The sequence below is a fragment of the Gilliamella sp. M0364 genome (assembly GCF_016100565.1).
In the GTDB taxonomy this organism is placed as follows: domain Bacteria; phylum Pseudomonadota; class Gammaproteobacteria; order Enterobacterales; family Orbaceae; genus Gilliamella; species Gilliamella apis.
Map to the genome: position 1 here is coordinate 139,743 of NZ_JACFSF010000004.1, position 25,806 is coordinate 165,548.

At 35.7% G+C, this 25,806-nt stretch carries 20 protein-coding genes and 4 tRNA genes; 5 read left to right on the top strand and 19 right to left on the bottom strand.

Features of this window, described 5'->3' with window-relative positions:
• Window positions 1-60: 60 nt before the first annotated feature.
• Genes garR through H3U96_RS07305 form a run of 5 tightly spaced genes read right to left on the bottom strand, consistent with a single transcriptional unit; the run spans window position 61 to window position 5,882 of the window.
• A complete protein-coding gene (garR, locus tag H3U96_RS07285) occupies window positions 61-942 on the bottom strand; it encodes a 2-hydroxy-3-oxopropionate reductase (protein WP_198196147.1) in 882 nt (293 codons plus the stop codon).
• A 36-nt stretch (window positions 943-978) separates the two neighbouring features.
• On the bottom strand, window positions 979-1,749 hold the full coding sequence (garL, locus tag H3U96_RS07290; RefSeq protein WP_034900840.1) for a 2-dehydro-3-deoxyglucarate aldolase: 771 nt from the start codon (window positions 1,747-1,749) through the stop codon (window positions 979-981).
• A gap of 47 nt (window positions 1,750-1,796) precedes the next feature.
• Window positions 1,797-3,131 carry a glucarate dehydratase gene (gudD, locus tag H3U96_RS07295; RefSeq protein WP_034900842.1) on the bottom strand — a complete coding sequence of 445 codons (1,335 nt, stop codon included), beginning with the start codon at window positions 3,129-3,131 and terminating at the stop codon, window positions 1,797-1,799.
• 42 nt (window positions 3,132-3,173) lie between these two features.
• Complete coding sequence (locus H3U96_RS07300) at window positions 3,174-4,511, bottom strand: enolase C-terminal domain-like protein (protein ID WP_065577657.1); 1,338 nt, start codon at window positions 4,509-4,511, stop codon at window positions 3,174-3,176.
• Between the two features lie 39 nt (window positions 4,512-4,550).
• The gene (locus H3U96_RS07305) at window positions 4,551-5,882 is read right to left on the bottom strand and encodes an MFS transporter (RefSeq protein ID WP_034900846.1); all 1,332 of its coding nucleotides are present in this window, start codon (window positions 5,880-5,882) and stop codon (window positions 4,551-4,553) included.
• Between the two features lie 456 nt (window positions 5,883-6,338).
• Here H3U96_RS07305 and garD point away from each other — a divergent pair, with 456 nt between their 5' ends.
• Window positions 6,339-7,877: a galactarate dehydratase gene (gene garD / locus H3U96_RS07310; protein ID WP_370545637.1), complete on the top strand. Its 1,539-nt coding sequence runs from the start codon at window positions 6,339-6,341 to the stop codon at window positions 7,875-7,877.
• Between the two features lie 86 nt (window positions 7,878-7,963).
• Here the strand turns inward: garD and H3U96_RS07315 are convergent, their stop codons facing one another.
• On the bottom strand, window positions 7,964-9,124 hold the full coding sequence (locus H3U96_RS07315) for a sugar diacid recognition domain-containing protein (RefSeq protein WP_198196204.1): 1,161 nt from the start codon (window positions 9,122-9,124) through the stop codon (window positions 7,964-7,966).
• 90 nt (window positions 9,125-9,214) lie between these two features.
• On the opposite strand from H3U96_RS07315, the gene H3U96_RS07320 reads away from it, so the two are divergent.
• A complete protein-coding gene (locus tag H3U96_RS07320) occupies window positions 9,215-11,137 on the top strand; it encodes an ABC transporter ATP-binding protein (protein ID WP_198196151.1) in 1,923 nt (640 codons plus the stop codon).
• An 83-nt stretch (window positions 11,138-11,220) separates the two neighbouring features.
• On the opposite strand, the gene nusG is transcribed toward H3U96_RS07320, so the two are convergent.
• The 11 genes from nusG to H3U96_RS07375 all read right to left on the bottom strand — a co-directional run bounded on the left by nusG (window position 11,221) and on the right by H3U96_RS07375 (window position 20,281).
• Window positions 11,221-11,766, bottom strand: a complete 546-nt coding sequence (gene nusG, locus H3U96_RS07325) for a transcription termination/antitermination protein NusG (protein ID WP_034900847.1) — start codon at window positions 11,764-11,766, stop codon at window positions 11,221-11,223.
• A 1-nt stretch (window position 11,767) separates the two neighbouring features.
• Window positions 11,768-12,169, bottom strand: coding sequence for a preprotein translocase subunit SecE (secE, locus tag H3U96_RS07330; protein WP_034900849.1), 402 nt, complete (start codon window positions 12,167-12,169; stop codon window positions 11,768-11,770).
• A gap of 133 nt (window positions 12,170-12,302) precedes the next feature.
• Window positions 12,303-13,487 carry an elongation factor Tu gene (gene tuf, locus H3U96_RS07335; protein ID WP_034900851.1) on the bottom strand — a complete coding sequence of 395 codons (1,185 nt, stop codon included), beginning with the start codon at window positions 13,485-13,487 and terminating at the stop codon, window positions 12,303-12,305.
• A 183-nt stretch (window positions 13,488-13,670) separates the two neighbouring features.
• Window positions 13,671-13,746, bottom strand: a tRNA-Thr gene (locus H3U96_RS07340).
• 3 nt (window positions 13,747-13,749) lie between these two features.
• Window positions 13,750-13,824, bottom strand: a tRNA-Gly gene (locus H3U96_RS07345).
• A 55-nt stretch (window positions 13,825-13,879) separates the two neighbouring features.
• Window positions 13,880-13,964 (bottom strand) — tRNA-Tyr (locus tag H3U96_RS07350).
• Between the two features lie 32 nt (window positions 13,965-13,996).
• A tRNA-Thr gene (locus H3U96_RS07355) sits at window positions 13,997-14,072 on the bottom strand.
• A 367-nt stretch (window positions 14,073-14,439) separates the two neighbouring features.
• A complete protein-coding gene (gene adhE, locus H3U96_RS07360) occupies window positions 14,440-17,142 on the bottom strand; it encodes a bifunctional acetaldehyde-CoA/alcohol dehydrogenase (protein ID WP_198196153.1) in 2,703 nt (900 codons plus the stop codon).
• Between the two features lie 296 nt (window positions 17,143-17,438).
• Window positions 17,439-18,233, bottom strand: a complete 795-nt coding sequence (tcdA, locus tag H3U96_RS07365) for a tRNA cyclic N6-threonylcarbamoyladenosine(37) synthase TcdA (RefSeq protein ID WP_370545638.1) — start codon at window positions 18,231-18,233, stop codon at window positions 17,439-17,441.
• A 387-nt stretch (window positions 18,234-18,620) separates the two neighbouring features.
• Entirely contained in the window at window positions 18,621-19,976 is a 1,356-nt protein-coding gene (locus H3U96_RS07370; protein WP_198196157.1) for a PFL family protein, read from the bottom strand.
• Between the two features lie 35 nt (window positions 19,977-20,011).
• A complete protein-coding gene (locus tag H3U96_RS07375; RefSeq protein ID WP_034900855.1) occupies window positions 20,012-20,281 on the bottom strand; it encodes an ACT domain-containing protein in 270 nt (89 codons plus the stop codon).
• Between the two features lie 143 nt (window positions 20,282-20,424).
• Here H3U96_RS07375 and H3U96_RS07380 point away from each other — a divergent pair, with 143 nt between their 5' ends.
• Window positions 20,425-21,642, top strand: a complete 1,218-nt coding sequence (locus H3U96_RS07380; RefSeq protein WP_065578302.1) for a pyridoxal phosphate-dependent aminotransferase — start codon at window positions 20,425-20,427, stop codon at window positions 21,640-21,642.
• Between the two features lie 190 nt (window positions 21,643-21,832).
• Here H3U96_RS07380 and H3U96_RS07385 read toward each other — a convergent pair whose 3' ends face one another.
• Complete coding sequence (locus H3U96_RS07385) at window positions 21,833-22,591, bottom strand: M48 family metallopeptidase (protein WP_034900860.1); 759 nt, start codon at window positions 22,589-22,591, stop codon at window positions 21,833-21,835.
• A 156-nt stretch (window positions 22,592-22,747) separates the two neighbouring features.
• Here H3U96_RS07385 and queA point away from each other — a divergent pair, with 156 nt between their 5' ends.
• On the top strand, window positions 22,748-23,779 hold the full coding sequence (gene queA / locus H3U96_RS07390) for a tRNA preQ1(34) S-adenosylmethionine ribosyltransferase-isomerase QueA (RefSeq protein ID WP_198196159.1): 1,032 nt from the start codon (window positions 22,748-22,750) through the stop codon (window positions 23,777-23,779).
• A gap of 45 nt (window positions 23,780-23,824) precedes the next feature.
• Here queA and H3U96_RS07395 read toward each other — a convergent pair whose 3' ends face one another.
• On the bottom strand, window positions 23,825-24,505 hold the full coding sequence (locus tag H3U96_RS07395) for a M48 family metalloprotease (protein ID WP_086365155.1): 681 nt from the start codon (window positions 24,503-24,505) through the stop codon (window positions 23,825-23,827).
• Between the two features lie 139 nt (window positions 24,506-24,644).
• Between H3U96_RS07395 and tgt the strand changes: the two genes are divergently transcribed.
• Complete coding sequence (gene tgt, locus H3U96_RS07400) at window positions 24,645-25,799, top strand: tRNA guanosine(34) transglycosylase Tgt (RefSeq protein ID WP_034900864.1); 1,155 nt, start codon at window positions 24,645-24,647, stop codon at window positions 25,797-25,799.
• Window positions 25,800-25,806 lie beyond the last annotated feature (7 nt).

Consider the following 25,806-nt stretch of genomic DNA (forward strand, 5'->3'; position numbering starts at 1 on the left):
TTATCCTTATGCAATTAGTCAAAGTATTGAGTATGTCGCCATACTCAATCTTAACCTTAATTATTTAATTTCTATTTTTGCTAAAGATTCATAGTAACGTGCTAATGCACTATGATCACAATCACCCAGACCATCAGTTTTTAGGACTTGCATCATTTCCATTACAGATGCAGTTAATGGTAATGATGTTCCAACACCATGCGAAGTATCTAAAGCATTTTGTAAATCTTTGATATGTAAATCAATTCTGAAACCAGGTTTAAAATTACGATTTAAAACCATTGGTGCTTTAGCATCTAGTACAGTACTTCCAGCTAATCCACCACGAATTGCTTGATAAACTAACTCTGGATTTACGCCAGCTTTAGTTGCTAAAACTAATGCTTCTGACATAGCCGCAATGTTCAAAGCAACAATAACTTGATTTGCTAATTTAGTTACATTACCAGCACCAATTTCACCAGTGTAAACCACTGAACCAGCCATGGCTTTCATTATGTCATAATGTTTATCAAAGATAGCTTTATCACCACCTACCATGACCGATAAAGTACCATCAATCGCTTTAGGTTCACCGCCACTCACTGGCGCATCTAACATTGCCAATCCTTTTTTAACGACTTCATCATGAATTTCACGGCTTGCCAATGGTGCAATTGAACTCATATCAATAATCGTAGTACCAGATTTAGCACCATCAATTATCCCATCTTCACCTAATACAACCTCTTTTACATGCGGTGAATTTGGTAACATGGTAATAATCACATCACAAAGTTTAGCAACTTCTTTAGCATTTACGGCACTTTGTGCCCCTGCAGCCACTACTTCGTCGACTGCAGATTGATTTTTATCACAAACGACTAATGAATAACCTGCTTTTAACAGGTTTTTGCTCATCGGTTTACCCATAATACCTAAACCAATAAAACCAATTTTCATTTTACTCTCCTTTTTTTACGACTAAAATAGTATTCGTTACTTTAAAAACTTATCTGCTAGTGCTTGGGTTGAACTTCTTAATAAACCTAGATCATTACCTACAGCAACGAATGTTGCCCCCATATCAATATAATGATGAACATCAGCTTCTATTGGTGCCAAAATACCGCATGCTTTACCTTGTGCTTTAGCAACATCAAAAACATGTTTTATCGCTGCTTGCACTTCAGGGTGCTTAGGATTACCAAAATGGCCTAATGAAGCAGAGAGATCACTCGGTCCAACAAAAATACCATCAATACCATCAACTGCAGTTATTGCTTCAACATTATTAACTGCTTGTTGAGTTTCAATTTGTACCACAACACAAATATTTTGATTAATTTTAGTAAAATAATCAGTAATAGTGCCAAAGCCATTACTACGATGAGAAACAGAAACCCCTCTTACCCCCTCAGGTGGATAGCGGGTATAAGCTACTGCTGATTTGGCTTGTTCGACTGTTTCTACATATGGGATTAAGAAATTATAAAACCCAATATCAAGTAATCGCTTAATTAAAACTTGATCATTCCAAGCAGGACGAACTATTGGTGCACTACTACTATCTTTTAATGCCATCAATTGCGGTACAAACGTGGTAACATCATTAATCGCATGCTCACCATCTAGTAACAACCAATCAAAACCAGCTAAACCAAGTATTTCTGTTGAAATTGGATTTCCTAAAGCAGCCCAACAACCAATAAGTTTTTTACGCTCTAACATATCTTGCTTAAATTGGTTGTGGCAGGTTATTTTTTTCATAATTTACCTTTTAAATTCTCGAGTTATTTTTGATAATAATAGTTCAATTATCTAACCAAACATGGTTTTTTATTATCAAACTGCCAGCCAGGAATTAAATATTGCATGGCCATGGCATCATTTCGGTTACCAAGACCCATTTTCTTAAATAACTCATGAGCTTTCATTACTTGATCCATATCAATTTCAATGCCTAATCCTGGTTTTTCAGGAACCTTAATTTTACCATTAATAATTTGTAATGGTTCTTTCGTTAAACGTTGGTTACCTTCCTGCCAAATCCAATGAGTATCCAGTGCAGTTGGATTGCCTGGTGCTGCTGCACCTACGTGTGTGAACATAGCTAAAGAGATATCAAAATGGTTATTAGAATGTGAGCCCCATGTTAAACCAAATTCATGACACATTTGTGCAACACGAACTGAGCCATTCATGGTCCAAAAATGTGGATCAGCTAATGGAATATCAACAGATTGTAACGATAATGTATGTCCCATTTGACGCCAATCGGTTGCAATCATGTTGGTAGCAGTCGGTAAACCCGTGGCCCGACGAAATTCAGCCATGACTTCTCGCCCTGAATAACCTTGTTCAGCACCACAAGGATCCTCTGCATAAGCCAAAGTATTTTTCAAATATTTACCAATACGAATCGCTTCCTCTAATAACCATCCTCCGTTAGGGTCAAGTGTTACTCGAGCATCTGGGAATTTCTTTTTAATTGCTATTACTGCTTCTGCTTCATCTTCTGCTGATAAAACACCGCCTTTTAATTTAAAATCGCGGAAACCATATTTTTCATAAGTAGCTTCAGCCAATTGGGCAATTTTTTCAGGCGTTAGTGCTTCTTCATGTCGTAGGCGATACCAATCACATTTTTCATCATTTTGACTTTGATAAGGTAAATCTGTTTTGTTGCGATCACCGACATAAAATAAGTATCCTAGCATTTCCACTTCATCACGTTGTTGACCATCGCCAAGTAATGATGCCACAGTAACGCCTAAATGTTTACCTAGTAGATCTAACATAGCTGCTTCAATCGCAGTAACAACGTGAATTGTTGAACGTTGATCAAATGTCTGATTGCCTCGACCACCAACATCACGATCAGCAAATTGAAGACGCACTCGATTCATCACATTTTTATATTGGCCAATAGATTGACCAACAACTAATGATTTAGCATCTTCTAATGTTTTAGTAACCGTTCCGACGCACGGTACTTCGCCGACACCAATGTTGCCTGAGTTATCTTTTAGGATAACAATATTCCGAGTAAAATACGGTGAATGTGCACCACTTAAATTAAGTAGCATACTGTCATATCCAGCGACAGGATAAACATTCATTTCCGTTATAATTGGCGTTGATAAACTCATAATATTAACCTCTTAAATTTCTTGTATTTCTCTAATTCTGTTTTAACGAACCATGCAAGGTCGTTTACGATCAAACTGCCAACCAGGTATTAAATACTGCATTGCAATAGCATCATTACGTGCACCATTTGCTAATTTTTTATGTAATTCATGAGCATTCATAATTTGTTGCATATCTAATTCAATGCCTAATCCCGGTTTATCATGCAGTTTAATTTTGCCATTACTTATTTCTAATGGATTTTTAGTCAATCTGGCCTGTCCTTCCTGCCATATCCAATGAGTATCAAGTGCAGTTGGATTGCCTGGTGCCGATGCACCAACATGACTAAACATCGCTAATGAGATATCAAAATGATTGTTAGAATGGCAACCCCAAGTTAATCCCCATTCATGACAAAGCTGAGCAACCCGACTTGCACCAGTTAAAGTCCAAAAATGCGGATCTGCTAAAGGTATATCAACGGCTTGTAACATAATAGAGTGACACATTTCTCGCCAGTTAGTTGCAACCATATTCGTTGCTGTTGGTAGACCTGTGGCACGACGAAACTCTGCCATTACTTCACGTCCCGAATAACCATTTTCTGCACCACAAGGGTCTTCGGCATAAGTCAGGACATGGTTAAGCCCTTTACATAATCGTATAGCATCTTCCAATAACCAACCGCCATTAGGATCTAAAGTAATTCTAGCATCTGAAAAACGTTTTTTTAGCTCAGTGACCGTTTCAATCTCTTTTTCACCAGCTAATACACCACCTTTCATTTTAAAATCTTTAAAACCATAGCGATCTTTTGCTACTTCAGCTAATTCTATTACCGACTGAACTGTCATCGCTTCGCGGCGTCGAATGTTGTACCATTCATGACCATTTTTGAGTGGCTGGTCATAAGGTAGATCAGTTTTCTTATCATCACCAATATAAAACAAATAGCCTAAAACAGTTACTTCATCTCTTTGTTTGCCACCACCCAATAATTCAGCCACAGGCACATTTAAAAATTGCCCCATTAAATCTAACAGTGCTGATTCCAAAGCTGCTACAGCATTAACTCGTAGTTCAAATGTCCATGCACCTTTACCAAAAGTATCATAATCAGAATCTAAATAGCCTTGATGCATATCATTTACGATACGGTTAAGAATCGAAATAGGTCTACCTTCAACATGTGCACAAGCTTCCTTCAATGCATTTTCAATTGTTGAACCACCAGGAGCCTCACCAACACCAACATGACCAGCATTATCTGTTAATATAACAATATTACGGGTAAAGTATGGACCGTGAGCACCACCAATGTTCATTAACATACTGTCATAACCTGCAACAGGTATAACTTGCATCGAAGTAATAATTGGCACTGATTGAGTATTCATACTACGATTCTCCATTTCATAATTTTTTTTCGTTATTATTTAATCCTTTTTCTTTAATTCCATTCGTTTAATTGGACCAACAAGAACTAAATAACTAAAAGCAGCAACAAACGCATGACCGGCAACAAACACTAATGCCCATTCAAAGCGCCCTGTCCATGCCACAATATAACCAATAATAATTGGAGAAATGATACTTGATGCATTACCAAACATATTGAATAAACCACCAGCTAGACCACTCATCTCTTTTGGTGCTGTATCAGCCATTACTGCCCAACCTAACGCTCCAACACCTTTGCCGAAGAAAGCCATCGACATAAATAAAATAACTAGTCCAATTGAATCAACGTAATTACACATAATCATAGTCATTGAGAATAGCATGCCTAAAATGATTGGTGTTTTACGGGCTATTGATAAAGAATTGGTTTTGCGCATAATGAAATCAGAAATAACCCCACCACTAATTCCACCAATAAAGCCACAAATAGCAGGAACTGCAGCAGCAAAGCCTACTTCTTTAATGTTCATTCCACGCTGTGTTGCCAAATAAATAGGGAACCAAGTAATAAAGAAGAATGTTAAACAGTTAATACAATATTGACCTAAATAAACACCAAGCAACATTCTATTGGTCAATAATTGCCATAAATAACCTAATTTTGGACCTTCTTGTTTACCATTGTCTTTTTTCTGATCCATATCAACTAAAGCACCACCTTCAACGATATAATCAACTTCTGCTTGATTAGCTAAAGGATGATCTTTTGGGTTGCGAATAACAAACAAAGTAACAGCACTGACAAAAATACCCAATCCTCCCATAAAGAAGAATACTGATTGCCAACCATACTCATGAGTCAACCAACCCATAATTGGTGCAAAAATAACCGTTGCAAAATATTGTGCAGAGTTAAAAATGGCTACTGCTGTTGCTCTTTCTTTAGCTGGAAACCATGCGGCGGTAATACGGCTGTTTCCAGGGAATGAAGGTGCTTCGGCAAGCCCCATTAAAAAACGGAAGGTAAAAAGCATAATTAGTGCCCAAGCACCAATAAAGAAGTGTACAGTCCCTTGTAATAGAGTAAAAATAGACCAAAATAGAATACTTAAAAAATAAACTCGTTTAGAACCGAATCTATCTAGTAACCATCCTCCAGGTAATTGTCCTATTACATAAGCAATACCAAATGATGACATCACCCATCCCATGGCTGCTGCATCAAATCCTAATTCCCCCGACATTGCTTTTCCAGCTATACCTAATGTTGCTCGGTCGCCGTAGTTAATCGCTGTGACTATAAATAAAAAAACGACCGTCATCCATCTGGCGTTAGTCCTTTTTTGTTTGGTTTTGTTTATTTCCATGTTTAGCTCCTAAACTTATAATTTCCTAAATTTAATTATTAAATATAAAAGGTATAGCTGAAGTAGAAAATAAATAGACTTTTTTACGTTTCTAAGATAATCCACTAATGGTGAGTAAGTATGGATGGTTCACCATAAAATATCATTGGGCAAAACCACAAAATATCCGCACCAATCATATTTATTTATATGCAAATACACAAATAAATGTTACTTTCTTCACAAAAATTTAATAAAACTACAAAATTTTGTGATACAAAGCGACTTTTATGGGTATTTTTATGATATTTAGCTAATTTATGAACTTATAATTGTGAATATGCACAATGCTATTTATTTTATTCGGATTTAAGATATAACGAAGAAATTATGAGAAATGTTATAAAATTTAATTTGCTATTAATTAATATATAAAAAATTAATTAGCATAATGGGAGTTGAGTAATGGAGAAGCAAATTAACAAGCCGCTCTTTATCAAAATTAAAGAAATTGATAATGTTGCGATTGTTGTCAATAATAATGGATTACCCAAAGGTACAATTTTTGACAATGGACTACAATTAATTGAAGATGTACCTCAAGGGCATAAAGTTGCATTAAATGATATCAACCAAGGACAAGCTATAATACGTTATGGTGAAACCATTGGTTACGCTAAAAAAGACATTAAACAAGGTAGCTGGATAAATGAAGCTGTAACACTGATGCCTACTGCACCAGAATTGCATGAATTAGAAATAGCAACGAAAAAAACGGATCCGTTACCACCTTTAGAAGGTTATACTTTTGAAGGTTACCGCAACAAAGATGGTTCGGTAGGCACTAGGAATATACTTGGTATTACCATGAGTGTTAATTGTGTTTCGGGCGTTGTTGAATATGTTGCAAAAATCATTGAACGTGATTTATTACCAAAATATCCTAATGTAGATGGCGTCGTGCCACTGACCCATTTATATGGTTGTGGTGTAGCCATTGACGCTCCAGCAGCTATTGTACCAATTCGTTCTATTCATAACTTAGCTAAGAATCCTAATTTTGGTGGCGAAATTATGGTGATCAGTTTGGGATGTGAAAAGTTACAACCTGAAAGACTACTAAAAGGTACTCACGATACTATTCCGATAAAATTAGAAGATGATGACCTTGTTACTTTACAAGATGAACATGGGTTTAAAGCCATGGTTGATCATATTTTGCGTGTGGCAGAAAAACACTTACAACGTCTAAACCAACGCAAACGTGAAACAGTGCCTGCATCAGAATTAATCGTCGGAATGCAATGTGGTGGTAGTGATGCATTCTCAGGTGTTACATCAAATCCATCAGTTGGCTTTGCTTCTGACTTATTAGTAAGATGTGGTGCAACAGTTATGTTTTCTGAAGTAACCGAAGTTCGTGATGGTATTCATTTGCTGACGCCAAGAGCAGCTGATGAAGAAGTCGGTAAAGCACTAATTCGAGAAATGCAATGGTATGATGAATATCTTGCGGCAGGAAAAGTTGATCGTAGCGCCAATACTACACCAGGCAATAAGAAGGGTGGCTTAAATAACATAGTTGAAAAAGCAATGGGATCTATTGCAAAATCAGGCACAAGTCCGATTGTCGAAGTGTTATCTCCTGGTCAAAGACCTACCAAAAAAGGTCTGATTTTTGCTGCAACGCCGGCTAGTGATTTTGTTTGTGGTGCTCAACAAGTTGCATCAGGTATCACATTGCAAGTTTTCACTACTGGCCGTGGAACACCATATGGATTAGCGATGGTACCTGTCATTAAAATGTCTAGCCGTAATATTGTCGCAGAACAATGGTTCGACCTTATTGATATTAGTGCTGGAGATATTGCTTTAGGCGAAGCAACTATTGAGGATATCGGTTGGAGACTTTTCCATTTAATCCTAGATGTGGCTAGTGGGCGCAAACAACCATGGTCAGATCATTGGAAATTATACAATCCACTAGCTATTTTTAATCCGGCACCAGTTACCTAAAAAACAATAAATTACATATAAATATATTATTAATTGCGATTCTAAATACACCTTAATTATTAAAAAATAAAAAGTGTATTTAGAATTTATTCGTTTCTGTCCAACTGTAATCCAATATATAATAATAATCGATCGTCAAATTTGGCTAGATTTAAACCAGTCAAATTAGCAATTTTATTTAATCGATATTCTAATGTATTGCGATGAATAAACAATTCATTAGCCGTATCACCATTTTGTACATTATTCTTAAACCATGTTTGCAATGTTTTTTGCAGTACACCATTATTATCACCCATCCTTAATTTTTTTAAAGGTAATAATAATTCTTCAGCTTGCCAATCATAACTTAAACCATGTAATAAAACGGGAAGAATAAGTTCTTGGTAATAATAATTACGGATATTTGGCATTCTTTGCTTACCAATTAACATTGTTGTTTTAGCGGTTTGATAAGATTTAACTAATGGATAAGGATGTTGTTCAAAATAATTACCTAATGAAATTCGAATATCTAAATGAGTGGAATCTTTGATGGTAATCACTAATTGTTCTAATTTCTTTTTGTGTTCTAGTAAATCCCATCGTCCATAGCGATTTAAAGCAGGAATTAAAATAACTAACTCAGTAATAGATTTAATCGCAACTAAATTATTTTGGCTAACATGTTGTATTTGATTTTGTAGATGTTGTAATTCGCTCATAGCAGTATCAATGCCTAATTGGCCACTATCGACTTCAATCATGCATACTACTCGCGGTAACTGTAAATTAATATCTAATCGTTTAACCCATTGCACCATACTTTCAGGCAAAACTTCTTTTTCAATTAGAGTAAGAATCAATTCTTCTTTTAAACGATTATCATAAGATAATTCTTGTAATAATTGGGTTTGTTCCATCATCATTTCTGCTGACATACAAACCAATTCACCAAATTGTCGAATATCGGATGGTTCACCAGTTAAACCAATAACGCCAACGATACGATCATTAAGTTTTAATGGTAAATTGATACCCGGTTTAACGCCTTTCAGACGTTTAACCATTGTGCCATCAATTGAAACAGTTCTTTTTTGAGATATAGCCAGTATTGCACCTTCATGTAATTCTCCAATACGTTCTAAATCACCACTACCAATAATACAACCATCCCCATTCATTACATTGATATTACAATCAATAATTTTCATGGTTCTGTCAACAATCTGTTGAGCAATTTTAGGGGTTAGGCAATAAGAATTCATTACCATGTTAAATTTCCTATTATCATTTTGCATACGCTTTATTTTTTGTTAGCATAACACATTTTATATTGAATCATAGGTGACTTCGTCATGATAGTGTTTGATTCTATCCAAATTCGTAGAGGTATTAATCTACTTTTAGATAATGCCTCTGCAACAATAAATCCTAAACAGAAAGTTGGATTAGTCGGTAAAAATGGCTGTGGTAAGTCCACACTTTTTTCTTTAATTAAAGGTGAAATTCAAACAGATGCTGGCAGTGTTTCTATTCCTGCCCAATGGCAATTAGCATGGGTAAACCAAGAAACTCCAGCATTAGATACAGCGGCTATCGAATATGTTATTGATGGCGATCGTGAGTTTCGCAAATTAGAACAAGATTTAGAGATTGCTTACGAAAAAAATAACGGTGAACAAATCGCCCTTATCCATGAAAAACTTGATAATATCGATGCTTGGACTATCCGCTCTCGAGCAGCAACATTATTGCATGGTTTAGGTTTTTCCAATGAACAATTAACGTTACCAGTTAAATCCTACTCTGGTGGTTGGCGTATGCGACTTAATTTAGCGCAAGCGTTAATGTGCCGTTCTGATTTACTGCTTCTTGATGAACCAACCAACCATCTTGATTTAGATGCTGTGATGTGGTTAGAAAAATGGTTAAGTAATTATCAAGGTACACTTATTTTAATCTCTCATGACCGTGATTTCTTAGATCCATTGGTTAATAAAATCATTCATATTGAACAGAAGAAATTATTTGAATACACTGGTAACTATTCATCATTTGAGATACAGCGCTCGGCAAAACTGGCGCAACAACAATCCATGTATGAAAGTCAGCAACTTAAAGTTGCTCATTTGCAAAGCTATATCGATCGTTTTAGGGCTAAAGCAACCAAAGCAAAACAGGCTCAAAGTCGAATAAAAATGTTAGAAAGAATGGAATTAATTGCCCCCGCTCATGTTGACAATCCTTTTCATTTTAAATTTCGACGACCAGAATTCTTACCTAGTCCTTTATTAACCATGGAAAATATCGTTGCAGGGTATGGTGATAAAGTTGTTTTAGAGCAGATTAAACTTAATTTAGTACCTGGCTCACGTATCGGTTTGTTAGGTCGTAACGGTGCTGGTAAATCAACACTGATTAAACTGCTAGCTGGCGAATTACCACCGATGCAAGGGCAGATTAGTTTAGCTAAAGGGGTACAATTAGGCTATTTTGCGCAACATCAATTGGAATACTTACGGGCTGATGAATCAGCTTTATGGCATTTAAAACAACTTGCAGAACCAAAGAATACCGAACAAGAATTACGTAATTATTTGGGAGGATTTGATTTTCATGGTGATAAAGTTAGTGAGCCAGTAAAAACATTTTCTGGTGGCGAAAAGGCTCGATTAGTTTTAGCGTTAATTGTTTGGCAAAAACCAAATCTACTGTTACTCGATGAGCCAACAAACCACTTAGATTTAGATATGCGACAAGCATTGACTGAAGCATTAATCGATTTTGAAGGTGCATTAGTTGTGGTATCGCATGATAGGCATTTATTACGTTCTACCACTGATGAGTTTTATTTAGTTCATGATCATAAAGTTGAACCTTTTAATGGTGATCTTGATGACTATCATAAATGGTTGACCGATGAGCAAAAGGCTGAAAATCAACCGCAAGAAAAAGATAAACCAGTAAAAAAAGAAGTGTTGCCTAAAGTTTCTGCACAAGAACGTAAAGAACAGAAACGAAAAGATGCAGAAGCCAGAGCACAAATACAACCATTGAAAAAACAGTTACATAAAGAAGAACAAACTATTGCTCGTTTAAATGATCAGTTAAAAGTCATTGAAGAGCAATTAGCTGATTCATCAATTTACGAAACTGATAAAAAATCAGAATTAACGCAATTATTACTTAATCAAAGTAATTTAAAGGCTGAATTAGATGAATCAGAATCAAAATGGTTAGAGCTACAACAGCAATTGGAAGAGTTCGAGGCTAATTAACTATCAGTTTAGTAAAATTTAAACACCTAAAACAAAAAATCACAGCTATATGCTGTGATTTTTTTAATTAGATGACAAACAGATTAACTTTTTTCTACTTGGCTAAAATCTAATTCAACAGGCGTAGAACGACCAAAAATAGAAACCGATACTTTTAAGCGGCTTTTTTCATAATCCACTTCTTCAACTACACCATTAAAGTCAGCAAATGGACCTTCGTTAACCCGAACAAGTTCACCTGGCTCAAATAATGTTTTCGGACGAGGTTTATCACCAACTTGCTGTAGACGATTCATAATTGCATCAACTTCACGTTGGCTAATTGGTGCTGGTCTATCTGATGTTCCACCAATGAATCCCATAGTTCTTGGTACACTTTTAACTAAATGCCAAGTTGCATCGTTCATCGTCATTTCAACTAAAACATAACCTGGGAAAAATTTACGTTCGCTTTTACGGCGCTGTCCACTTTTCATTTCTACAACTTCTTCGGTTGGTACTAAAACTTCGCCAAAAGAATCTTCCATATTATGTAATTTAATATACTCACGTAATGATTGTGCAACACGTGCTTCATAGCCAGAATAAGCTTGGATCACATACCAGCGTTTTTGTTGTGTTTCACTCATATTAACGCCCTATTGAAGTTAGATAAAAGATGATTGAACGGAACAAAGAATCCATTCCCCAAAGCGCAGTACCAACAATAACGGTAATAACAGCGATTAATAAGGTCGTTTGTACAGTTTCTTTACGAGTAGGCCATACAACTTTTCTTAGTTCTTTTCGTGATTCTTGCAGAAATGCTATAAACGATTTTCCTTTAGTGGTTGTAAATGCAATAAATAAGGTTAAAAGCGAAACCACAACAACTGCAATAATTCGAACGATCGCATTTGGTTGATATATATCATTAGGTACAGAGAAATAAGAATTTCCCCAAACAATTAACGCAATTAATACTAGAACCAAAACCCATTTAAATTTGTCTAGAACAGTGCTTGTATCTTGACTCTCGTTACTTACTAGCATATAAAACCTATGATTATGTTATTTATAATATTATCCATTTTCCAAAATGCTCTTTCTCTAAAAACATTTTGCTAAACAGACTAGGTAAGAAAGGGTATCAAAAGATACCCTTTCTAGATCGTACTTGCTTAAATTATTTAATAACCTTAGCAACAACACCAGCACCAACAGTACGACCACCTTCACGGATAGCGAAACGTAAACCGTCTGCCATTGCGATTGGGTGAATTAATGATACTGTCATTTTGATGTTATCACCTGGCATTACCATTTCTACGCCTTCTGGTAATTCAATAGTACCTGTTACGTCTGTTGTACGGAAGTAGAACTGTGGACGGTAACCTTTGAAGAATGGAGTATGACGACCACCTTCATCTTTACTTAGAATATACACTTCTGATTCGAAATCTGTATGTGGAGTAATTGAACCTGGTTTTGCTAATACTTGACCTCGTTCGATTTCTTCACGTTTTGTACCACGTAATAATACACCTACGTTCTCACCAGCACGACCTTCGTCTAGTAATTTACGGAACATTTCAACACCAGTACAAGTTGTTTTAGTTGTTGGTTTGATACCAACGATTTCAACTTCTTCACCAACTTTGATTACACCGCGCTCTACACGACCTGTTACTACTGTACCACGGCCTGAGATTGAGAATACGTCTTCGATTGGTAATAAGAATGGTTTATCAATGTCACGCTCTGGTTCTGGAATGTAGCTGTCTAATGCTTCTGCTAATTCTACAATTTTGTCTTCCCATGCTGCATCGCCTTCTAACGCTTTAAGCGCTGAACCACGAATTACTGGTGTATCGTCACCTGGGAAATCATATTGAGATAGAAGTTCACGTACTTCCATTTCAACTAATTCTAATAACTCTTCATCATCAACCATATCACATTTGTTTAAGAATACGATGATGTAAGGTACACCTACTTGACGACCTAAAAGAATGTGCTCACGAGTTTGTGGCATTGGACCATCAGTTGCTGCTACTACTAAGATAGCGCCGTCCATTTGTGCCGCACCAGTGATCATGTTTTTAACATAGTCAGCATGGCCTGGGCAGTCTACGTGTGCGTAGTGACGAGTTGGTGTATCGTATTCAACGTGTGAAGTATTGATGGTGATACCACGAGCTTTTTCTTCTGGTGCGTTATCGATTTGATCGAATGCACGAGCTTGACCACCGTATTTTTTAGATAATACTGATGTGATCGCTGCAGTTAAAGTTGTTTTACCATGGTCAACGTGGCCGATTGTACCAACGTTAACGTGGGGTTTTGTACGTTCAAATTTTTCTTTAGACATTTATCGTCCCTCAATGTAATACAAATCGGTGGTGATTCACCACATTAACCAAGTATCATATTTAGTTTTAACATAATACTAACTTAAAATTAGCTCTGAATGATACCAGATAAAGCCGTCAAGTGACAAGCTCTAAAGCAGTCAAATCTAATTTTTTTAGAAGGTTTAGGAAAGTAACAAGAATGGTGCTGATAGGCAGATTTGAACTGCCGACCTCACCCTTACCAAGGGTGCGCTCTACCAACTGAGCTATATCAGCAATTGGAGCGGGCAGCGGGAATCGAACCCGCATCATCAGCTTGGAAGGCTGAGGTAATAGCCATTATACGATGCCCGCATGTTCAAACTCGGCTACCTAAATGCTTCAATTAGCAATTGCTAATGTTAGATAATGGTGGTGGGGGAAGGATTCGAACCTTCGAAGTGTGACACGGCAGATTTACAGTCTGCTCCCTTTGGCCGCTCGGGAACCCCACCCCGAATCATTATAAACTGTTTACTTAGGAAAATGGTGCCGGCTGCCGGAATCGAACTGGCGACCTACTGATTACAAGTCAGTTGCTCTACCTACTGAGCTAAGCCGGCCTAAGTGCTGCGCATTATGTACTAGAACATTTAAGCTTGCAAGCAAAAAAAACATTTTTTTTATTGTTTGCTTAAAAAAAAATCAAAAAAACCAAAAAAGACTGAGATATAAACTATTTCAGAATTTTTTTTAATCAAAAAATATATGTTAAATTATTTCTTTTTTTACGCTTTTTTCTTGGTTTTAGTTACAAAATACTGTTTAAAAACGGTATTAATAGCAAAATTATTATGAATATTGCCCTTATATTGACGCAATACCATAACGAATTTCAAGCAGAATTTATAAGTTTAATAAAATTAAACAATAAAAAAGCCCGAGATATAAACTATCTCAGGCTTTTGCTAATCAAGAATAATATTTAAATTATTTCTTTTTTGGCGCTTTTTTCTTAGTTGTCGTTGCTGCTGCACCTTTAGCGGCAGTGTGAACAGCTACATCTTCACTAATATCACCTTTATCTTGATACGCACGACCATAGTAAGTATCAAGTAGAATTTGTTTTAATTCTGCAATTAAAGGATAGCGAGGATTAGCACCAGTACATTGGTCATCAAATGCATCAACTGCAAGTTGATCAACTTGAGCTAAGAAAGTTTTCTCATCTACACCAAACTCTTTGATAGAGAAAGGAATATCTAGATCTTTTCTTAATTGATCTAACCAAGCAATTAGTTTCTCAACTTTCTTTTCGTCTTTATCTGTTGCTACAGTTAAACCAAGATGTTCAGCAATCTCAGCATAACGTCTTACAGCTTGAGGATAACCATATTGGCTAAATGTACCTTGTTTAGTTGGTTTATCCGTTGCATTAAAGCGAACAACATTACTAATTAACATCGCATTCGCTACACCATGAGGAATGTGGAATGCCGCACCAATTTTATGGGCAATTGAGTGGCAAACACCTAAGAATGATTGAGCAAACGCAACACCGGCTAAAGTTGCAGCATTATGCACTTTTTCACGAGCGATAGGATTTTTTGCTCCTTCTTTGTAGCTTGTTGGCAAGTAAGCTTTTAATAAACTTAATGCTTGTAATGCTTGACCATCAGAAAACTCGCTTGCCATAATTGACACATAAGCTTCTAAAGCATGAGTTACCGCATCATAACCACCTGCAGCACAAAGTGATTTTGGCATATTCATAACTAAGTTAGCATCGACAATTGCCATGTTTGGTGTAATTGCGTAATCAGCTAATGGATATTTTTGACCAGTTGCATCATCAGTAACTACCGCAAACGGTGTCACTTCAGAACCAGTACCTGATGTGGTTGTCACGCAAATTAGTTTTGCTTTTTTACCCATATTAGGGAAATGACAAGTACGTTTACGAATATCCATAAAACGCAATGCTAATTCGTCAAATTTAGTTTCTGGGTGTTCATAAAGAACCCACATAATTTTCGCCGCATCCATTGGTGAACCACCACCTAAAGCAATAACAGTATCAGGTTGGAATGCTGTCATTGAATCAGTACCTTTACGGACGACACTTAATGTTGGGTCAGCTTCAACATCAAAGAAGGTTTCACAAATCACACCTTGCGCTTCAAGTTGATCAGTAATTTGTTTTGAGTAACCATTATTAAATAAGAATTTATCAGTTACTAAAAATACTCGTTTGGCACCTTGCTCAATCACTTCATTTAAAGCAACTGGAAGTGAGCCACGTTTAAAATAGATAGAACTTGGTAATTTGTGCCATAACATGTTTTCTGCTCTCTTAGCGATTGTTTTCTTGTTAATTAAGTGTTTCGGACCGACATTTTCTGAGACCGAGTTACCACCCCAAGAACCACATCCTAATGTTAAAGATGGTGCTAAATCAAAGTTATACAAATCACCGATACCACCGTGAGCAGCTGGTTGGTTGATTAAAATACGACATGTTTTCATTTTACTGCCAAAATAAGCAACACGATCACGATTGCTATCTTGATCAGTATAAAGTACTGAGGTATGTCCCATACCACCCATTTCAACAAGTTTTTCAGCTTTATCTACTGCTTCTTTAAAGTCTTTAGCTTTAAACATAGCTAATGTTGGTGAAAGTTTTTCGTGAGCAAATGGTTCAGATAAATCCACTTTACTTACTTCACCAACAAGTACTTTCGAACCTGCAGGAACTTTAATGCCGGCCATTTCTGCAATCTTAGTTGCTGGTTGACCTACGATATTAGCATTTAAAGCGCCTTTATCATTTAAGATGATACCTTGAACAGCTTTTGTTTCTTTAGCATTTAAAACATAAGCGCCATATTGAGTCAATAAATCACGTACTTCATCATAAACTGAATCAACAACAACGATAGCTTGCTCAGAAGCACAGATCATACCATTATCAAAAGTTTTAGACATAAGTACTGATGCAACAGCACGTTTTAAATCGGCAGTTTCATCGATAATTACAGGGGTATTACCTGCTCCAACACCTAATGCTGGTTTACCAGAACTGTAAGCCGCTTTAACCATACCTGGACCACCAGTTGCTAAAATTGCAGCAACATCATCATGATGCATTAAAGCATTTGATAATTCGATAGATGGCTCATCAATCCAACCAATGATATCTTTTGGCGCACCAGCTTTAATTGCTGCATCAAGCACAATTCGAGCGGCTTCAATAGTTGATTTTTTAGCGCGTGGATGTGGTGAAAAGACAATAGCATTACGAGTTTTTAAACTGATTAATGATTTAAAAATTGCGGTTGAAGTCGGGTTTGTAGTCGGCACGATTCCACAAATAATCCCTAATGGCTCCGCTATTGTAATGGTACCATAAGACTCATTTTCAGCAACAACACCACAAGTTTTGTCATTGCGATATTTATTAAGAATATACTCTGCAGCAAATAAGTTTTTAATAACTTTATCTTCTACAATCCCCATTCCTGATTCAGCAACAGCTTGCTGTGCAAGAGGGATTCGAGCTGCGGCTGCGGCTGTTGCTGCTGCCACGAAGATTTTATCAACTTGCTCTTGAGTATAAGTAGAATAAGTTTCCTGAGCTTTTTTAACTCGAGTCATTAACTCATTTAACTCATTCATATTGGTTACTGCCATAGATTTCTCCTTGAAAATTAAAAAATAAACTTGGATCGTTTGGCGTCTTCCTTGAACATATTTAAAGCATATTTATAATAGCAAAACGAAATTGTTGGATATCGTAAATCAGTTTTTTACTTTACACAATAAGATATTCACAAAAAATGAATGTTATTTAAAAGAGCAAATATTTTTATTGTTTTTTTGCTGATTAAAATTCAAAATTCTATTAATTTAATATCAAAGCATTTCAAAAAAAACAATTTACAACAAAGTAAAAAATATATTTTTTTAGCATAAATAAATAATAAATATTATGTAATGCTTAACTTATTTAACACATAACTAACCACCACAAAACCAAATGTTGCCGTGACAGTGCTGATTGCCCCAAAACCCGATTCACAATCCATTTTTTTTGCACCTTGCGCTTGGCTTTTCATTAAGCAAGTTTGGCCATTAGATGCCGGATAAGTCAATTGTTCAGTTGAAAAAACACATGGAATAGTAAATTTACCTTTACTATCTTTGTTAAGTTTATAATCATTTTTCAATCGCTCGCGCAATTTAGCCGCTAAAGGGTCTTGAATTGTTTTCGCTAAATCAGCGATTTTAATTTGTGTAGGATCTTTTTGCCCCCCTGCTCCCCCGATTGTAATGACCTTTAATTTTTGTCGCTTACAATAAGCCAAAACGGCAGCTTTATCTTTGACGCTGTCAATTGCATCAATAATATAGTTATAACGAGGATGTTGTTTAGAACCCAAATAATCATTAACGTTATCGGCATTAATAAAATCATCTATTTCATTAACAATACATTCAGGATTAATCTGTAAGATCCGCTCTGCCATCACCGAGGTTTTTGCTTTACCTATATTAGATTTTAAAGCATGAATTTGACGATTAGTATTGGTAATACAAACATCATCCATATCTATCAAAGTAATTTGCCCTATACCACTACGCGCGAGTGATTCAGCGACCCAAGACCCCACGCCACCAATACCAATGACACAGATATGAGCTTGAGAGAAACGCTGTAATGCCTGTTCACCATAAAGTCTGGCGATACCACTAAAGCGTTGAAAATAGAATTCTGTTTTCATCATTATTTATTGATAGTGTTTATGTTTAAACACCATATACTCCTCAAACCTTTTTAGATGAGAATATTTATTCTCTTTTATTGATAACTTATCCATTAATATTATTCCTATTATACCTTTTCAAGAGTGAAACAGTAATTTGTTTAGAATTATTGATATTAATTGGCATCCCTATAATTGACAATAACCTGATGGTATTTGGTTTAACTAATTGTTTTTTTTATAATATAAATCAAGAGCGAGAATTAATTAGCAAATAATATTGCATATATGAACAATTTAGAATAAGCACACTAAACATTGAATCTATGTTATCGATATGTTTTATGATGAGAAATAATTTGTAACTCTGCCCTAAATAAATATTTAAGGCAGAATCATAATAACTTAATTTTTAAAGGAGTGAATTGGAGCTGGAATACGCCCACCACGACTAATAAAATCACATGAACTAAATTTATTTACAGGCATTACTGGCGCATGGCCAAGTAAACCACCAAATTCAATATTATCGCCTACTTTCAAACCTACCGCAGGGATAATTCTGACAGCCGTAGTTTTATGATTAATTACGCCAATTGCTGCTTCATCAGCGATAATTGCTGAAATAGTTTCAGCTGGTGTATCACCAGGAATAGCAATCATATCTAGCCCCACTGAGCAAACGCAAGTCATGGCCTCTAATTTTTCAAGGTTTAGTGCCCCATTGTTTACCGCATCAATCATACCTGCATCTTCTGAGACAGGAATAAATGCACCACTTAATCCACCTACATGGCCACAAGCCATTACGCCACCTTTTTTTACGGCATCATTCAGCATCGCTAACGCAGCGGTAGTTCCATGTGTTCCAACAACTTCTAGTCCCATTTCTTCTAAAATATGTGCTACTGAGTCACCGATAGCTGGAGTTGGTGCTAATGATAAATCAACAATCCCAAATTTAACCCCTAACCGTTCTGACGCTTCTTTACCTACCAATTGCCCCATACGAGTTATTTTAAAGGCTGTTTTTTTAATGGTTTCAGCAACAACATCAAAAGGCTGACCTTTAACTTTTTCCAATGCTCGCTTAACTACACCCGGCCCACTCACACCGACATTAATCACACAGTCAGCTTCACCAATACCATGAAAAGCACCAGCCATAAATGGATTATCTTCAACTGCATTAGCAAATACCACTAATTTTGCACAAGCCATACTACTATTATCGGCGGTTAATGCGGCCGCTTCTTTAATAATTTGTCCCATTTGCTTTACTGCATCCATATTAATACCAGTTTGAGTAGAACCGACATTAACTGATGAACAAACTCGTTCGGTTTGTGCTAATGCTTGTGGAATTGATTTAATAAGAATTTCATCGCCTTTATGGTAACCTTTTTGCACTAATGCAGAAAATCCACCTATAAAATTAACATCAACCGCTTTGGCTGCTTCATCGAGTATTTTAGCAAAAGCAACATAGTCTTTATCGTCACTTGCGCCTGCAATCAATGATATCGGCGTAACCGAAATACGTTTATTAATAATAGGGATACCAAATTCAGAAGTAATTTGATCACCAACTTTAACTAAATCTTTCGCTAATCGCGTAATTTTATCGTATATTTTTTGACGCGCTTTTGCGCCATCACTATCAATACAATCAAGAAGAGATATACCCATGGTTATTGTGCGGATATCAAGTTTTTCTTCCTCTATCATTTTAATTGTTTCGAGGATCTGTTTTGTTTCCATTAGTTCTATCCTTTCGTAAAAATATGAAATTGAGCTTATAAACGATGCATTGCATCAAAAATTTCTTCTCGTTGTATATTCACTTTAACTTTTAACTGCTCACCGGTATGTACTAAAGTATTTTTAACTTCATCAAAAGTGGCGTTAATTTTAGATAAATCTAATAACATAATCATGGTAAAATACTCATCCATGATAGTTTGGCTAACATCTAAAATATTAATATTTAATTCATATAACTTTTGGCTTATCCCTGCAATAATTCCTGTTTGGTCCTTACCTATTACCGTTAAAATTGTTTTCATCACACTCTCCGCACAAATTTTATACACTTAAAAAATATTTATTGAGTTGTTTATAATAACACCTTCAAAAATTATCTAAATAGGAGTAGATTGTTTTTTTAATCAAAATAAAAAACAAAAAGATAAAATGAAAGGGCGTTATTATGGTGAATTTTCAAAAATCCAATAAATTGGATCATGTTTGTTATGACATTCGTGGACCAATTCTTGAACATGCAAAAAAGCTTGAAGAAGAAGGTCAAACCATTCTTAAACTTAATATTGGAAATCCCGCCCCTTTCGGTTTTACTGCTCCAGATGAACTATTAGTGGATGTTATTCGCAACCTACCAACATCACAAGGATATTGTGATTCAAAAGGTCTTTATTCTGCTCGTAAAGCGATTATGCAGCATTATCAATCCAGAGGAATTACTAATTTAGATGTAGAAGATATCTATATTGGTAATGGTGTTTCTGAGTTAATTGTTCAATCAATGCAAGCATTACTTAATAGTGGTGATGAAATATTAGTACCAATGCCTGATTATCCACTTTGGACTGCTGCCGTTAGTTTATCTGGTGGTAACGCGGTTCACTATCTTTGTGATGAAGAAGCTAATTGGTCACCTGATTTACAAGATATCAAACAAAAAATCACCCCTAAAACCAAAGGGATTGTGATTATTAACCCAAATAATCCTACTGGCGCAGTTTATAGTAAAGAGGTTTTACTCGAAATAGCGGAAATCGCACGCCAAAATAATTTAATTATTTTTGCTGACGAAATTTACGATAAAATTTTATATGATGATGCAGTACATCATTCAATAGCAGCTTTAGCGCCAGATCTATTTGTTATTACTATGAGTGGTTTATCGAAAACTTATCGAGTTGCTGGTTTCAGGCAAGGTTGGATGGCACTTTGTGGGCCAAAACAACACGTTAAAGGCTATATTGAAGGTCTAAATATGTTAGCTTCAATGCGTTTATGTGCCAATGTACCACTACAACATGCAATTCAAGGAGCATTGGGTGGTTATCAAAGTATTAACGAATTTATTGTGCCTGGCGGTCGACTCTATGATCAATGTATGTTGGCATGGCGTTTATTAAATGATATTCCCGGCGTTTCTTGTACCAAACCTCAGGGTGCTTTATATCTATTCCCTAAGCTGGATCAGAAAAAATTTAATATTCATAACGATCAAAAATTAGTTTTAGACTTTTTGTTACAAGAAAAAGTACTGTTAGTTCAGGGAAGTGGATTTAATTGGCATAAACCAGATCATGTTAGAATTGTTGCTTTACCTCATACTGGAGAACTACAAGACGCTATAGCTCGATTCGCACACTTTTTATCTAACTATAAACAAGCATAATTTAATTCCTATATCCCTCTAATTATCAATAGGGGGATATTCAACTATTAAAAACTATTTTTTATTTCAACAAAGTATTAAATTGCTTAATCGTTGCTTAAGCTTGTTATTTATGATTATTAATCATAAACAGTAACCAATAAAAAAGCGCCAAAAAGGCGCTTTTTTTCTAATAAATTATTTAAATGAATTATCTTTTTAATTCAGCTAATTTATTACGAATATTTTCAGCACGTTTTGCTGAAGATGGATGGCTACTTAAAATTGATGCATCACCACCACCTAATTTATCAAATGCAGTTGCAAGACCAGCTGGATTGATTTTTTTCTTAACTAAATAATCAAAAGAGAAATTATCAGCGTCTTGTTCTTGTGATTGAGAGAATTGAGCATTGATAACAGCTTCAGCTAAAGCACCTAAAGAAGATTTAGATAATGCTGCAACAGTACTGTTACCTGATGCCGCCGCTGCATCACGAGCAATTTCTGTTGCATAAGCAACTTGGATTGCTTTTTTACTATGACCTAAAGCTACGTGACCTAATTCGTGACCTAAAACGCCTTGAATTTCGTTATCAGTCATCATATCCATTAAACCACTGTAAACACGAACACAACCATTAGCCATTGCCCAAGCGTTAACATCTTTAGTGATATACACTTTATAGTTAACTGGAGTTCCATTGATATTATTACCAAGAGCTTTAGCAATTTTATTTAAGCGTTTAGTATAAGCACTTTTAGCTGGAGCAATTTTTGATTGAGCATCCATTTGCGCACATGATTGTTGGCTTAATGATTTCACATCATTATCACTGAGTGTTGCTGCTTTTAAACCTTTCATACCAAGACTAGTTAAATCACTAGCACTCATATTTTTACAGCCAGCTAAAGACATAGCTGCAACTAAAGGTAGTGCAACAAGCAATGTTTTTTGATGTTTTTTCATAATATTTTCCTTATATTAACAGACTTTACTTTCTTCTAACATAAATGTTAGATAAATTGAATTTTAACGCAACTTTAATAATAATCAACAAATAATTACTTGCTTAGAGATAATTAGCCATTTAGACTAGTGCCTCATTTTTTGAGGAACATAATTATGCAACTGTCTGATTTCAATTTTACTCTCCCCAAAGAACTGATAGCAAAATACCCTTCAGAAACAAGAAGTTCTTGTCGATTATTAGCACTTGATGGCCATACAGGTAAAATTGAAGATAAAGTATTTACAGATATTGTTGATTATATAAATGCTGGTGATTTACTCATTTTCAATAATACTAAAGTCATTCCTGCACGGTTATATGGAAAAAAAGTATCAGGTGGAAAAATTGAAGTATTGATTGAACGATTGTTAGAGGGAAATCGAGCACTTGCACATATTAAAGCCTCAAAGTCGCCTAAAATAGGAGCGGAACTTATTTTAGGTGAAAATGATAATATCCAAGTTACTATGGTAGCACGCCATAATGCATTATTTGAGCTACAATTTCCTGACGATGTGCTTAGCATTTTAAATGAAATTGGCCATATTCCATTACCACCTTATATAGATCGCCCTGATGATGCTCAAGATCGTGAAGTATACCAAACCGTTTATAGCAAAGTTCCCGGAGCTGTCGCAGCTCCAACTGCAGGTCTTCATTTTGATAAGCCTTTATTAGACAAACTTAAACAAAAGGGTGTTGAGATGGAATTTGTTACCTTACATGTGGGCGCTGGTACATTTCAGCCGGTCAGAGTTGAAAATATTGAAACCCATATTATGCATGCCGAATATGCAGAAGTTCCAGAATCAGTTGTGAAAGCGGTTTTAGACTGTAAAGCTCGTGGAAATAAAGTTATTGCTGTAGGAACAACATCGGTCAGAGCTCTTGAAAGTGCGGCACAACAAACTGGAACTATAGCACCTTTTTTTGCTGACACCCGAATTTTTATTTACCCTGGCTATCAATTTAAAGTCATTGATTCTCTTATCACTAACTTCCATTTACCTGAATCAACATTAATTATGCTGGTTTCAGCATTTGCTGGTTATGAAAACACCATGAATGCTTATCAGTATGCCGTAAAAGAAAAATATCAATTCTTTAGTTATGGTGATGCAATGCTAATTACCAATAATAAATGATTTATATCCAGAATAAATCATTTATATTCAATAAATTAAAAATAGTTAATGATAATTCAATCTATCAACAATATTGGCCATTCGTTTTATTCTTGATGGATGTGAGGTAGGTTGATTTTTAGAATGAATTGGCATTTTTGTTAACATATTGAGCAAACCAATTGGATCTATACTTTCTCGCACTAATAAATTAAAAGCATAACTATCTGCTTCAACCTCATATTGATGTGAGGTTTCTTCTTTTACAATAATTACAAGTTCATTAGCTTTATCAGTAATTTCAATATAAGGAGCTTGTCGAAACAAACTTATCCCATGTTTTAGGGCTATATGAGCCTGTTCATGCGCAAGTACGGCTTGTAACTCATTATCTTCAAGTAATTTTATTAAACCACTATTTATTCGAATACAACCATTAGCTGTTGACCAAGCATTGGGGTCTGTATCAATATAAACCTTATAGTTTAATTCAATATTATTTATTCGTTTTGGTAAACTTTGGGCTATTTTAGATAATCGACGATTAAGATGATGATAATCAGGAGGAATAATCGCTCTATTGTCATTTTCAATACAAGCTTGTTGACTAATTGCCAATATATCATTTTCCGATAAGCTTTTAACTCCTTCAGGTGAAACAATAGTTGGTGGTATTCTAGTTTGGCTTTGACATCCAACCTGCATAAGTATTACAACACATGAGATAAATAAAATAATAGATTTCAATGGTTCGAAAATCCTTACAAATATTGTCTAATTAAGCTTAGCACGATACACTAGGCGCCACTATTTAATAATACAAGTTTGTATTATAGCAATAATTGGCGCCAAACTGTTTATTTGGTCGCAAGAGGTTAATATAAAAATGAAATTTGAGTTAGATAATACTGACGGCTTAGCTCGTCGTGGCCGTATGAAGTTTGATCGTCGTGGAGTGGAATATACCGTTGAGACTCCTGCCTTTATGCCGGTTGGTACCTATGGCACAGTAAAAGGTATGACTCCTGAAGAAGTAAAAGCAACAGGAGCACAAATCTTATTGGGTAATACTTTTCATCTATGGTTAAGACCAGGACAGGAAATTATGCGCAAACACGGAGATCTTCATGATTTCATGCAGTGGTCAGGACCAATCTTAACCGATTCAGGGGGATTTCAAGTTTTTAGTCTTGGTGATATTCGTAAAATAAAAGAAGAAGGTGTTTATTTTCGTAATCCAATTAATGGTGATTCAATTTTCTTATCTCCTGAAATTTCAATGGAAATCCAATATGATCTTGGTTCTGATATTGTAATGATTTTTGATGAATGTGCCCCCTTTCCTGCTGAATGGGATTATGTCAAAAAATCAATGGAGATGTCCTTACGTTGGGCAAAACGTAGCCGACAACGTTTTGATGAACTAAATAACAAAAATGCATTATTTGGTATTGTACAAGGCGGTATACATCAAGAATTACGTGATATTTCAATTAAGGGATTAACCGAAATTGGTTTTGATGGTTACGCGGTTGGTGGACTTGCGGTTGGTGAACCGAAAGAAGATATGCACCGCATACTTGAAGGAACCTGCCCACAATTACCAGCCGATAAACCGCGTTATTTAATGGGTGTTGGTAAACCAGAAGATTTAGTTGAAGGCGTACGTCGAGGTATCGATATGTTTGACTGCGTAATGCCAACTCGAAACGCTCGTAATGGTCATTTATTTGTTACCAATGGGGTTATAAAAATTCGTAATGCCAAATATAAAGACGATACGACACCACTAGATCCGCACTGTGATTGTTATACCTGTAAAAACTACACAAAATCATATCTTCATCATTTAGATAAATGCGGTGAAATATTGGGAGCTCGCTTAAATACTATTCACAATTTACGTTATTATCAACGTTTAATGGCTGAAATACGCGAAGCGGTAGCAAATAGACGATATGAAGCGTTTGTTACTGAATTCTATCAACGAATAGGTAAAACACCAGCACCATTAGGTAACAAAGCCGAACAAAGTTGCTAAAATTTAT

Bases quoted from the DNA above. Each gene is read 5' to 3' on its own strand.
- garR (WP_198196147.1), bottom strand. From the start codon at position 942: ATGAAAATTGGTTTTATTGGTTTAGGTATTATGGGTAAACCGATGAGC.
- garL (WP_034900840.1), bottom strand. From the start codon at position 1,749: ATGAAAAAAATAACCTGCCACAACCAATTTAAGCAAGATATGTTAGAG.
- gudD (WP_034900842.1), bottom strand. From the start codon at position 3,131: ATGAGTTTATCAACGCCAATTATAACGGAAATGAATGTTTATCCTGTC.
- H3U96_RS07300 (WP_065577657.1), bottom strand. From the start codon at position 4,511: ATGAATACTCAATCAGTGCCAATTATTACTTCGATGCAAGTTATACCT.
- H3U96_RS07305 (WP_034900846.1), bottom strand. From the start codon at position 5,882: ATGGAAATAAACAAAACCAAACAAAAAAGGACTAACGCCAGATGGATG.
- H3U96_RS07315 (WP_198196204.1), bottom strand. From the start codon at position 9,124: ATGAATTCTTATTGCCTAACCCCTAAAATTGCTCAACAGATTGTTGAC.
- H3U96_RS07320 (WP_198196151.1), top strand. From the start codon at position 9,215: ATGATAGTGTTTGATTCTATCCAAATTCGTAGAGGTATTAATCTACTT.
- nusG (WP_034900847.1), bottom strand. From the start codon at position 11,766: ATGAGTGAAACACAACAAAAACGCTGGTATGTGATCCAAGCTTATTCT.
- secE (WP_034900849.1), bottom strand. From the start codon at position 12,169: ATGCTAGTAAGTAACGAGAGTCAAGATACAAGCACTGTTCTAGACAAA.
- tuf (WP_034900851.1), bottom strand. From the start codon at position 13,487: ATGTCTAAAGAAAAATTTGAACGTACAAAACCCCACGTTAACGTTGGT.
- adhE (WP_198196153.1), bottom strand. From the start codon at position 17,142: ATGGCAGTAACCAATATGAATGAGTTAAATGAGTTAATGACTCGAGTT.
- tcdA (WP_370545638.1), bottom strand. From the start codon at position 18,233: ATGAAAACAGAATTCTATTTTCAACGCTTTAGTGGTATCGCCAGACTT.
- H3U96_RS07370 (WP_198196157.1), bottom strand. From the start codon at position 19,976: ATGGAAACAAAACAGATCCTCGAAACAATTAAAATGATAGAGGAAGAA.
- H3U96_RS07375 (WP_034900855.1), bottom strand. From the start codon at position 20,281: ATGAAAACAATTTTAACGGTAATAGGTAAGGACCAAACAGGAATTATT.
- H3U96_RS07380 (WP_065578302.1), top strand. From the start codon at position 20,425: ATGGTGAATTTTCAAAAATCCAATAAATTGGATCATGTTTGTTATGAC.
- H3U96_RS07385 (WP_034900860.1), bottom strand. From the start codon at position 22,591: ATGAAAAAACATCAAAAAACATTGCTTGTTGCACTACCTTTAGTTGCA.
- queA (WP_198196159.1), top strand. From the start codon at position 22,748: ATGCAACTGTCTGATTTCAATTTTACTCTCCCCAAAGAACTGATAGCA.
- tgt (WP_034900864.1), top strand. From the start codon at position 24,645: ATGAAATTTGAGTTAGATAATACTGACGGCTTAGCTCGTCGTGGCCGT.